This window comes from Methylomonas subterranea, assembly GCF_024505185.1.
Classification (GTDB): domain Bacteria; phylum Pseudomonadota; class Gammaproteobacteria; order Methylococcales; family Methylomonadaceae; genus Methylomonas; species Methylomonas subterranea.
Genome location: NZ_JANIBJ010000048.1, coordinates 18,483 through 29,233, shown reverse-complemented (window position 1 = coordinate 29,233; position 10,751 = coordinate 18,483). Strand labels below are relative to the sequence as shown.

The window sequence follows — 10,751 nt, the reverse complement described above, 5'->3', positions numbered from 1 at the left end:
GACCTTGGTTGGAGAGGATAAGCATGAATAGCTGGTTCTCGCGTTTCACCATTAAATCCAAGCTGTTTTCCATTACGCTGGTTTCCAGCCTGTTCGCCATGCTGTTCGCCTTTATGATTCTATTTGCCACCAATGTCACCGAGGTCAAACGCAAGGCGCTGGAAGACTTCTCGGCGGCGGCCAACTTAATCGCCAATCGCACCATTGCCGCCGTGATGTTCGACGACCCCGTCCTCGCCAGGGAAAACCTGTCGCCACTGACCAAACTGCCCGACTTCAAGAGTGCCTGCGTATATGGCAAGCAACAGCAATTGTTTGCCGAATTGGCCGGTAATTTTACCCCCTGCCCGCTGACATCGGACCAGCTCCAAACCCGCGTGGAACAGCTGACTTTACAGGTTTACCAACCCATGCTGCAGGATCAGGAGCAGATAGGCGCAATCCTGATCGAGGCGGACTTGAGCGGCGCGCTGATCCGACAACTGCAATTCGTCGGCTTGGTCCTGGTGGTTTTGTTTATAGCCTTGGTGGGCTCATTTCTAATGACCATGCCGCTGCTCAACCGGGTAGCCAAGCCCATGACCTTGCTGGCAAAAACAGCGCAAAAAATTGGTCTCAACCATGATTATTCGGTTCGCGCCAACAAACATAGCGAGGACGAAATCGGCATTCTGGTGGATTCCTTCAACAGCATGCTGGAAACCATAGAAAGCAAAAACAATAGCCTGCTAGCCTTAAAAAACAACTTCCAAGCCCTGTACGATAACAACCCCACCATGGTGTTCGACCTCGGGCTGAACGGGCAAATCCAGTCGGTAAACCAATTCGGCGCCAGACAAATCGGACTCGGCGCCAGTCAATTCATTGACATGTCGATTTTCAGCTTTACCCACCCAGACGACATAGCCGGCAGCAGGCTGTTTTTCAAGGACTGTCTGGCGAATCCGCACAAGGTGCAAAAGCAGGAAGTACGTCTGATTTGCCAAAACGGCAACATTATTTGGGTCAGACAAACGGCCAGGCTGGTGGATACCGCGCAAAATCAGCAGCATGTATTATTGGTCTGCGAGGACATCACCGAAACCCGCCGCCTCGCGGATAAAATTGCCTATCAGGCCAGCCACGATGAACTTACCGGCCTGACCAACCGCAGGCAATTCGACGAACACATACAGGCCTTGGTTGAAGAGGCCCAGGCCGACAATAGCGTTCACGTCATGTGCTATCTGGACCTGGATCAATTCAAAGTCGTCAACGACACCTGCGGCCATCTGGCGGGCGACGAATTATTGCGCCAGCTTGGCGAATTATTACGCCAACAAGTGCGTAAAACCGATGTGCTGGCCCGCCTGGGCGGCGACGAATTCGGCATTCTGATGGCACATTGCAATATAGAGCAGGCATTGCTGACCAGCGAAAAATTGCGCTCGAGCATTTGCGATTTTCAGTTCGCCTGGGACAATCGCAGCTTCAGCATCAGCGTCAGTATCGGCATCGCTCCGATCGACCGCACCAGCGGCAACGCGGTGGACATTTTAAAGGAAGCCGACGCCGCCTGTTATGCCGCCAAGGAAAAGGGCCGCAACCGGATACACGTGTTCAGTTCGACCGACGAAGAACTGGCGGAACGTCAGGGAGAAATGCAATGGGTGGAAAAAATACGCCTGGGTATCGAGGAAAACCGCTTTCAGTTGTACGGACAATTAATAGTCCCCACCTCGCCGATTGAAGAAGGCCTGCACTTTGAAACCCTGCTGCGCTACCGGGATGAACACGGCACCATTATTCCTCCGGGCGCATTTCTGCCGGCGGCCGAACGCTACAATATTGCCCCGGCGCTGGACCGCTGGGTCATCAGTCATTTGTTCGAATATCTCAGCACTACACCGGGCTTTACCGAGCGCCTGGAGCTTTGTTCCGTCAATCTGTCGGGTCTATCGCTGTCCGACGAAACCATGCTGGATTTCATCAGCAAGCAGTTCCGCAAATGGCAAATACCGACCTACAAAATCTGCTTTGAAATCACGGAAACGGCGGCGATCAGCAATTTGTCCTACGCCAAGCAGTTTATCGATACCTTGCGCAAAAAAGGCTGTTTGTTCTCGCTGGACGACTTCGGCAGCGGATTGTCCTCCTTCGCTTATCTGAAAAATTTGCCGGTGGATTTTTTGAAAATCGACGGTTTATTCGTAAAAGACATTCTGGAAGACAAGATTGACTGGACCATGGTGAAGGCGATCAACGAAGTCGGCCATGTCATGAATAAAAAAACCATTGCCGAATTCGTGGAAAATCAAAACATTTTGGAACTACTGAAAACATTGGGCGTTAATTACGCGCAAGGCTATGGCATCGCCAAGCCGGTACCTTTAAGAGAGCTTTGAGAATCAGCATGAGATACCGATCCAATTTACAGTTTATGCAGAGTCTGTTGCTGGCTGTCATGGGCGGCACGGCCCACGCCCAACACGATATGGACGAATTGATGAAATTGTCCCCGGCGGAACTCGGCAACATCTCGGTCAGCATTGCTTCCGGCACCTCGAAGAGCCTGTCCCACTCCGCCGCGGTAACCAGCGTCATCACCGCCGAACAGATTGCCTCCATGGGCGCCACCGAACTGCATGAAATCCTGGAAACCGTGCCCGGCATGCACGTTACCATTCAGGCCGTTACCAACGATTACAATTTCAGCATGCGCGGCATGCGTAACGATACCAATTCAGAAGTGTTGCTGTTGATGAACGGCACCCGCTTTTCGGTACCCTATCAAGGCACCCATATGGCGGGCATGATAGTCCCGGTAGAAAATATCCAGCGTATCGAAGTCATCCGTGGCCCGGGTTCGGCGCTGTACGGTGCCGACGCTTTTGCCGGCGTAATCAATATCGTCACCAAAAAAGCCGCCGACTTGGACGGCGTAACCGTCGGTGCCCGCGGCGGCAACGCGGACACCAAAAGCAGTTGGGGCCAATACGGCGGTCAATGGCGGGGCTGGGATATCGCCACCAGCCTGCAATACAGTCACAATGGCGTGGACCCCGACCGCATCATTCAGGCCGATGCGTTGACCGGCAGCGGATTTTCGTCGGCGCCCGGCCCCATGCAGACTCAAAACGAGCGCTGGAACGGCCATCTGAATTTGCAACGTAAACATTGGGACTTGGGCTTCTGGGCCTTCAATGAAGCCGATGCCGGCTTTCGGGCGGGCGCGGCGGGAGCCCTGGATACGCGGGGAAAACTTGACGGCGGCAATTATCTGGCCGATGTACGCTACTCGACCGAAGACGACTTTGCGGACTGGGAATTGCAGGCTCACGCCAGCTTTTTACATACGGATGTGAATGCCAATATCTACAACACGCCACCCGGCTCGATTTTGCCGATAGACGCCACTGGCAATGCGACAAACCAACCCGCGCAAATCCGCGGCTTGGTCCGGTTTCCCGACGGCATGCGTTTTGTTACCGGCATCAAGAACACGGTCCCCACTTTCGAATTGACCGGCATTTACAAGGGCTTTGCCGATCACATCTTGCGCATGGTCAGCAGTTTCCGCTACGAGGAACTAAATACCCGTGAAGCGCGCAATTTCGGCGCCGGCGTACTTGACGGCACCACGTTGGATCCGCTAATTATCAACACTGCTGGGGGCTTAAAAAACCTGACCGGCACGCTGTACACGTTTATCGGCGACCATCACCGCGACATCTGGTCCCTGGCCATACAGGACGAATGGCAGATAGCCGCGGACTGGCATTTGACGACCGGCTTGCGCTATGACCATTACTCGGATTTTGGCGGCACCCTGAATCCGCGCGCGGCATTGATTTGGGATATCAACCCGGAATTGACCGGCAAAATTCTCTATGGGCAGGCTTATCGCGCACCCAGCTTTCTGGAGCAATATCAGCAAAACAGCGCGCTGTTCATCGGCAATCCGTCTCTAAAACCGGAAACCATTGAGACCACCGAACTAGCCTTCGACTATAGGCCCGCCAAAAACCTGAGAACTTCCCTGAATCTGTTTCATTATGAAATCAAGGATCTGATAGGTGGCGAATTGTTTACCCCTGGCGCCTTCCTGACGGAGACCAACACGGCGGGCCAAAGTGCCTATGGCAGTGAATTCGAATGGGATTGGAAGTTTCTCCCGGACTGGAGCTTGCGCGGCAATTATGCCTGGCAATACGCCCGCAACCAAGAGAACCAGCGCCGCGTCAGCAATGTGCCCGAACATCATGTCTATAGCGCCCTGGCCTGGAACTTTATGCCGAAATGGCAAATTCAAACCCAAATCAACTGGGTGGGTCATCGCTTGAGCAGCCCCGGCGATACCCGCACCCTGCCTGATTACGAAACCGTGGACCTGACCCTAAACGCCACGCGCTTGTTCGGACATCTCGATTTGACCGCCTCGGCGCGGAATTTATTTGACAGCCACGGACGGGAGGCGGCAGTCAGCAGTTATCCCAACAACCTGCCCATTGCGGGACAAAGCTTTTACTTCGAAGCCTCGTTGCACTTTTAAAGAGTCTGATCACAGCACCAGCCGGCGGACGGCATCCAACAAACTGGCAACCATTTTTCTGCTGACCCAGGCTTCGCCGCGACCAATGGCCTGAATCAGGCGCGCGTTGTAATGCGGCAAGGATTGCAACTCCTGATAGCCCTTGGCACCCGCAAGCAGGCAGCGCAACACGCATTCGTCGCTGGTATTTTCCCCGACCACTATCAAACTGGCCGTCGGCAGCGCATTGGCAAACGACCGAATGTAATCCGGCGTTTGATCAGCCAGTAAGGCATAGCCGAGAAAAACCAATTCCGGCCCAAATTCTTCGGCGGCTTTAAGCGCTTGAGTTTCATCAATATGACAAGCAAGCTCCACCTCAAGATTACTTAAACAGGCGGCAATTCGGCCTGCATTTTCAATTACTAGAATTTTCATCCCGGTTCAAGGCTCAGCTCAAGTATCTTGCGGACACTTCATTTAGAAAGGAAGCAACGCTCTTGATCGGGCTAGGGGCTTGACCGCGAGAGCATTGAAAAATTAGTGGTTGGCCACGTCGATAAAACCATGCAGACCACGTTTCGACTCCGCCGCCAACCAGCCGAGTAAGTATTGCAGTTCCGCGGTTTTTTGCAATTCATCCAGGCTTTTTTTATTTCTCAATAAGCGGAAGGCATTGGACAGTACCTTGTAATTCTCTCCCACGATTCCGGCCCGCCTCAATCCCACGATGTTAAGCCTGTAATGCTTGGCCGGCCGACCGCCGATCAACATGAAGGGAATCACATCCATATTGATTCCGGTGGTGCCCTGCACAATGGCATAAGAACCGATCCGACAGAATTGGTGCACCACAACAGCTCCACCCATAAAGACATTATTACCGACCTCGACGTGCCCGCCGATCGCCACATTGTTGGCGAAGATGGTTTTGTCGCCCACGCTGCAATCGTGGGCGACATGGCTGTTATTCATGAAATAACAGCCGGAACCGATTTTGGTCGCCCCCCCTGCCTTGGTTGCCCGATGCGCGGTAAACCCTTCCCGAAACGCATTATTGTCTCCGACTTCCAGCCAGGACTCGGTTTGCGGGTCGAAACCCAGGTCTTGCGGCAATCCACCTAAAACCGCGTGCGGGTGCAATATATTACCTTCGCCCATTTTTACCCGTCCGTGCACAATGGCATGAGCGCCGATTTGACACTTGGCACCGATAATTGCGCCATCCTCGATTACCGCAAACGGACCTACGCTGACATCGGCGGCCAGCCGAGCATCGGGTGCAACATAAGCTAAAGGATGAATAAAATTCGACATGATCTAACCTCTGGGATGATATTTTGAATGTAATTCTTTCAGGCGGTGTTGCGCGATATGGGTGTATATCTGGGTGGTCGATAAGTCCGAATGGCCCAACAACAACTGCACTACCCTTAAATCGGCGCCGTGATTCAGCAGGTGAGTGGCAAATGCGTGCCTTAACGTGTGTGGCGACAAATGCTTGTCTATGCCGGCCTGCTTGGCATAACGCTTGATGATATGCCAAAACGCCTGCCTGGTCATGCAACTAGCCCGGCTGGTGACGAACACATAATCGCTTTGCCGCTTGCCCATAATCTCCTGCCTTGCTCCGGACAAATAAGTCTCCAACCACTCCATCGCTTCCTCGCCCACTGGTACCAAACGCTCTTTTTCACCCTTCCCGGTGATGCGTATGCAACCTTGGCGGAAATTGACTTGTTGAAAGGTAATCTCCACCAACTCCGAAACCCTGAGGCCGGCGGCATATAACAATTCCAACATGGTTCTATCCCTAAAGCCCAAAGCGTGTATGGTTTCCGGGGCTTGCAACAACCTTTCGACCTCTTGTTCCGACAATGAATCGGGCAACAAGCGTCCGATATGCGGCGCATCGATTAGCTGGGTGGGATCCTTATCGATCTGCTTTTCCCGCAGGCAATGACCATAAAAACGCCTCAGACTGGACAGCATTCTGGCCGAAGAGCGGCTACTACCGCCTTGATTTTGCCGATAAAGCAGAAACCGCGAAACATCGCTTTCATTGACATCCAGCAAGGTCTGATTTGCCAGCCACCTGTCGAACTGCGTCAAATCGCTACCGTAAGCCGCCAAGGTATTGTCGCTAAGCCCGAATTCCAGCCAAAGCGCATTCAAAAAAGCTTCGATGATTTTAGCCGAACCGCTCATCCGGCCGACTCCGCCGCCCTACGCTCATACTCCAATAAGCGTCGTTTCAGCAAAATCATGTCGCCCCGGCTTTGCCCCATAAAACCGCCTATCCCGCTTTTCGCCACCACCCGATGACAAGGAATAATGCCCGCATAGGGATTGTTTTTACAGGCCTGCGCCACGGCCCGCGGCCCGGAGCCCATTTTTTCCGCCAAAGCCGAATAGCTGATCACCTCTCCCAAGGGAATAGCCAGCAAAGCCCGCCAGATCTTTTGCCTATAAGCGCTGCCTTGCCTCAACAACCTCACATTCAGATGATGGCGATCGGGATTCAGCAAATAAGCTTCCATGGATTTGGCAAACTCCGTTTGAGGCGCATTATTCCCCGACGGGATTTCCCATGACGCCTCGACAATGATATCGCCGATTAGGCTCACTATCAGTTCAACATCCAGGATTGCAACGCGCATGCGGGTTTGCTCGCCAACCGCTTCATTTTGCCAATCAATCCGTAGGGTCATGACGTTACCAAATTACAGGCAAAAAAAAGGCAGCTTACCGCCGCCTTTTTTGGATAGATCCGCCAATTACACGAACCCGTTTAAAGCTTGAATCAGGACAATTTTTCCTTGATCCTTGCGGCTTTACCGGTCAAATCACGCAAATAATACAATTTTGCGCGACGCACATCGCCACGGCGTTTCACTTCGATGCTGCCGACTGAAGGGCTGTGAGTTTGGAATACGCGCTCGACGCCGACACCGTGAGAAATTTTTCTGACCGTAAATGCGGAATTCAGACCACGGTTGCGTTTGGCAATAACAATGCCTTCAAACGCCTGCAACCTTTCCCTTGCTCCTTCCACCACGCGCACTTGCACGACTACGGTGTCACCAGGACCAAATGCCGGCACGTCTTGTTTCAGCTGAGCCGCTTCCAATTCTTCAATAATTTTACTCATTACCACACCCTAATTATCAACTTCAGTTTTAAATTCACTCAGCAAAGCTTGTTGCTCCGCGGTTAATTGTTTTTTTTCCAGCAAATCCGGCCGTCTCAGCCAAGTCCGACCCAGGGCCTGCTTCATTCGCCAATGCCTGATTTCCGCATGGTTACCACCCAGCAACAATTCCGGCACCCCCCCCAGGTCGCCTTGCTCGGGCCGGGTATAATGCGGGCAATCCAGCAGGCCGTCGTAATGCGAATCCTGCTTGGCCGAATCTTCGTCGCCCAACACGCCGGGAATCAATCGCGTCAGCGCATCCACCACAATCAGTGCCGCCAGTTCGCCGCCGCTGATCACGTAATCGCCCAAGGACCATTCTTCATCGCATACCTGTTCGATAAAGCGCTCATCTATTCCCTCGTAGCGACCGGCAACCAAAATCAATTGCTCCGATGAACTGGCTTCCCGCAATAATTGCTGAGAGATCAATCTGCCTTGCGGGCTTAAATACACCACCCGTCGCCGTTCAGCTTGAACTTGCGACTTGGCTGCAGCCACCGCATCACACAAGGGCTGATATTTCATTACCATCCCCGGTCCGCCCCCGTAAGGGCGATCATCCACGGTTTTGTGCCTGTCATGGGTAAAATCGCGCGGATTCCAAACCGCCAGATCGACCAAACCGTTTTCAATTGCCTTGCCGGTAACGCCGTACTTGGCGGCGTCCATTACCATGTCCGGAAACAGACTGATGATGTCAAAACGCATTCGGCATTAAAAATCCGGATCCCAGTCAACAACCATCAAACCCGTATCCAGATCGATACTCAATACGGTGTGCTGCTGCACAAACGGAATCAGGCGCTCTGTTTCGCCGTCTATCACCACCAAAACATCGTTGGCGCCGGTTTCGAGCAGATGATCGACCACGCCCAGATAAACGCCTTCTTGCGTTTTTACCGTTAACCCAATCAAATCGGCCCAGTAATATTCACCCGGCCTAGGCTTCGGCAATTGTTGCTTGCTGATTAATATTTCCCAGCCCATCAGCGCAAGCGCGGCATCGCGATCGGCTATACCTTCCAGCTCGGCCACCACGGTATTACCCTGGCGTTGCCCACCGGTAACCTTGATCTCTTTGGTCTGATTGTTTTTCCGCAAGATCCAAGGCGAATAACGCAGGATATTTTCACGCGGTTCGGTAAACGAAAACACCTTTACCAAGCCCTTTACACCAAAAACGCCGGAAATCTCTCCAGCGTTCAGAAAATCACCGCCCGACAAATTGTTTAAGCGGCCGCTTTGCTGGCATCCTTGATCAGTTTTGCAACGCGATCGGATGGTTGCGCGCCATTGGACTGCCAGTATTGAACACGCTCGGCATCCAGAACCAATCTTTGCTCGCCGCCGCGCGCCAGGGGATTGAAAAAACCCAAACGCTCGATATAACGGCCATCCCGGCTGTTTCTGCTATCAGTAACTACAACGTGATAAAAAGGGCGATTTTTGGCGCCGCCTCTGGACAAACGAATGCTTACCATTTGAATACCTTGAACATTGAATCAAAATTTAATTGAACTATTCTACGCGATTTTCCACAGAAGGAAAGCACAAATTACGAAACTCACATTCTCATGCCGCGCATATTGCTCTTTAAGCCGCGCACCATATTGGCGATATTGCCTTTACTGAACTTCTTCATCATTTTTTCCATCATTTTGTGCTGCTTCAAAATGCGGTTGACGTCATGCAAATCCTGGCCGCAGCCATTGGCAATCCGCTGCTTGCGGCTGCCCTTGATCAAATCTGGAAATTTTCTTTCCTGCGGCGTCATCGAGTTGATGACCGCGATTTGTCTGGCCAAATCCTTGTCATTTACTTTGTCTTTAACTTCCTTCGGCACGCTTCCCATGCCTGGCAACTTATCCAGCATGGCACTGACACCACCCATGTTTTGCATCTGCAGCAACTGTTCCTTCAGGTCGTTGAGATCGAAGCTTTTACCTTTCTGGATTTTTTTAGCCAGCTGCTCGGCTTTTTTCTTGTCTACCTTGTCTTCGATATCCTCGATCAGCGACAACACGTCACCCATGCCCAGGATACGCGAAGCCAGACGATCAGGATAAAACGGCTCCAAGGCGTCGGTTTTTTCTCCCACCCCGATAAATTTGATCGGCTTGCCGGTTATGTGCCGGATCGATAGCGCGGCCCCGCCCCTGGCATCGCCGTCGGCCTTGGTTAAAACCACCCCGGTCAGGGGCAAGGCGTCATGGAAGGCCTTGGCGGTGTTGGCGGCATCCTGCCCGGTCATGCTGTCGACCACAAACAAGGTCTCTATCGGCTTGATCGCGGCATGCAGGGCCTTGATCTCGGACATCATTTCCTCATCGACATGCAGACGACCGGCGGTATCGACTATCAGCACATCGACGAATTGACGCTTAGCCGCGTCCAGGGCGCGATTGACGATGTCGACCGGATTTTCCGTCGCCTCGCTTTCAAAGAATTTTAAGCCGACATCGTCCGCCAGGGTTTGCAGTTGCTTGATGGCGGCCGGACGATATACGTCAACACTCACCACAGCGACTTTTTTCTTTTTCTTTTCCTTTAAGTGGCGACCCAACTTTGCCACAGTCGTGGTTTTACCGGCCCCTTGCAGGCCCGCCATCAACACTATGGCCGGCGGCTGAGTGCGCAGATTCAACTCTTCATTGGCCGACCCCATGACCTTGATCAACTCGGCTTGCACCACCTTGATCATGGCCTGACCGGGCGACAGACTGGCTTGAACCTCCTGTCCCAGCGCACGCTCGGTAACCTGAGCGATAAAATCGGTCACCACCGGCAACGCCACGTCGGCTTCCAACAATGCCATGCGTACGTCGCGCATGGCGTCTTGAATATTTGCCTCGGTCAAACGGCCTTGGCCTTTGAGTTTTTTGAGGGTGCCGCTCAGGCGGCCGGTTAAATTATCAAACATATCTGCGTCTTTGATTTTCTAATGATTGAGGCTGACAGGTACTAACTCGAAACAGGTTAGAACAATCCGGTTGCTTAGTTTAACATAAGCCTTTCGCTACGCCTTTTTTGATTATTTCCTTCAGC

Annotated in this window: 11 protein-coding genes; 2 read left to right on the top strand and 9 right to left on the bottom strand. The window is 52.6% G+C overall.

The window, feature by feature from the left end; genetic code table 11:
• Nucleotides 1–23: 23 nt before the first annotated feature.
• On the top strand, nt 24–2,384 hold the full coding sequence (locus NP590_RS18645; RefSeq protein WP_256604199.1) for an EAL domain-containing protein: 2,361 nt from the start codon (nt 24–26) through the stop codon (nt 2,382–2,384).
• An 8-nt stretch (nt 2,385–2,392) separates the two neighbouring features.
• A complete protein-coding gene (locus NP590_RS18640; RefSeq protein ID WP_256604198.1) occupies nt 2,393–4,531 on the top strand; it encodes a TonB-dependent receptor plug domain-containing protein in 2,139 nt (712 codons plus the stop codon).
• Between the two features lie 9 nt (nt 4,532–4,540).
• Here NP590_RS18640 and NP590_RS18635 read toward each other — a convergent pair whose 3' ends face one another.
• The 9 genes from NP590_RS18635 to ffh form a co-directional block, all read right to left on the bottom strand.
• On the bottom strand, nt 4,541–4,948 hold the full coding sequence (locus NP590_RS18635) for a hypothetical protein (RefSeq protein ID WP_256604197.1): 408 nt from the start codon (nt 4,946–4,948) through the stop codon (nt 4,541–4,543).
• 102 nt (nt 4,949–5,050) lie between these two features.
• Nucleotides 5,051–5,827: an acyl-ACP--UDP-N-acetylglucosamine O-acyltransferase gene (lpxA, locus tag NP590_RS18630; RefSeq protein ID WP_256604196.1), complete on the bottom strand. Its 777-nt coding sequence runs from the start codon at nt 5,825–5,827 to the stop codon at nt 5,051–5,053.
• Between the two features lie 3 nt (nt 5,828–5,830).
• On the bottom strand, nt 5,831–6,718 hold the full coding sequence (gene xerD, locus NP590_RS18625; protein ID WP_256604195.1) for a site-specific tyrosine recombinase XerD: 888 nt from the start codon (nt 6,716–6,718) through the stop codon (nt 5,831–5,833).
• Nucleotides 6,715–7,221, bottom strand: a complete 507-nt coding sequence (locus NP590_RS18620; protein WP_256604194.1) for a methylated-DNA--[protein]-cysteine S-methyltransferase — start codon at nt 7,219–7,221, stop codon at nt 6,715–6,717. Before NP590_RS18620 ends, xerD begins: the two co-directional genes overlap by 4 nt.
• 92 nt (nt 7,222–7,313) lie before the next feature.
• Nucleotides 7,314–7,661, bottom strand: a complete 348-nt coding sequence (gene rplS, locus NP590_RS18615) for a 50S ribosomal protein L19 (RefSeq protein ID WP_256604193.1) — start codon at nt 7,659–7,661, stop codon at nt 7,314–7,316.
• A 9-nt stretch (nt 7,662–7,670) separates the two neighbouring features.
• The gene (gene trmD / locus NP590_RS18610) at nt 7,671–8,414 is read right to left on the bottom strand and encodes a tRNA (guanosine(37)-N1)-methyltransferase TrmD (protein ID WP_256604192.1); all 744 of its coding nucleotides are present in this window, start codon (nt 8,412–8,414) and stop codon (nt 7,671–7,673) included.
• Nucleotides 8,415–8,420: 6 nt separating this feature from the next.
• Entirely contained in the window at nt 8,421–8,930 is a 510-nt protein-coding gene (gene rimM / locus NP590_RS18605; RefSeq protein ID WP_256604191.1) for a ribosome maturation factor RimM, read from the bottom strand.
• Between the two features lie 5 nt (nt 8,931–8,935).
• Nucleotides 8,936–9,187, bottom strand: a complete 252-nt coding sequence (gene rpsP / locus NP590_RS18600) for a 30S ribosomal protein S16 (protein ID WP_256604190.1) — start codon at nt 9,185–9,187, stop codon at nt 8,936–8,938.
• Between the two features lie 83 nt (nt 9,188–9,270).
• Nucleotides 9,271–10,626 (bottom strand): signal recognition particle protein, encoded by a 1,356-nt coding sequence (gene ffh / locus NP590_RS18595; protein WP_256604188.1) that lies wholly within the window; start codon nt 10,624–10,626, stop codon nt 9,271–9,273.
• Nucleotides 10,627–10,751: the final 125 nt, after the last annotated feature.

Bases quoted from the DNA above. Each gene is read 5' to 3' on its own strand.
- NP590_RS18645 (WP_256604199.1), top strand. From the start codon at position 24: ATGAATAGCTGGTTCTCGCGTTTCACCATTAAATCCAAGCTGTTTTCC.
- NP590_RS18640 (WP_256604198.1), top strand. From the start codon at position 2,393: ATGAGATACCGATCCAATTTACAGTTTATGCAGAGTCTGTTGCTGGCT.
- NP590_RS18620 (WP_256604194.1), bottom strand. From the start codon at position 7,221: ATGACCCTACGGATTGATTGGCAAAATGAAGCGGTTGGCGAGCAAACC.
- rpsP (WP_256604190.1), bottom strand. From the start codon at position 9,187: ATGGTAAGCATTCGTTTGTCCAGAGGCGGCGCCAAAAATCGCCCTTTT.
- trmD (WP_256604192.1), bottom strand. From the start codon at position 8,414: ATGCGTTTTGACATCATCAGTCTGTTTCCGGACATGGTAATGGACGCC.
- ffh (WP_256604188.1), bottom strand. From the start codon at position 10,626: ATGTTTGATAATTTAACCGGCCGCCTGAGCGGCACCCTCAAAAAACTC.
- NP590_RS18635 (WP_256604197.1), bottom strand. From the start codon at position 4,948: ATGAAAATTCTAGTAATTGAAAATGCAGGCCGAATTGCCGCCTGTTTA.
- xerD (WP_256604195.1), bottom strand. From the start codon at position 6,718: ATGAGCGGTTCGGCTAAAATCATCGAAGCTTTTTTGAATGCGCTTTGG.
- lpxA (WP_256604196.1), bottom strand. From the start codon at position 5,827: ATGTCGAATTTTATTCATCCTTTAGCTTATGTTGCACCCGATGCTCGG.
- rplS (WP_256604193.1), bottom strand. From the start codon at position 7,661: ATGAGTAAAATTATTGAAGAATTGGAAGCGGCTCAGCTGAAACAAGAC.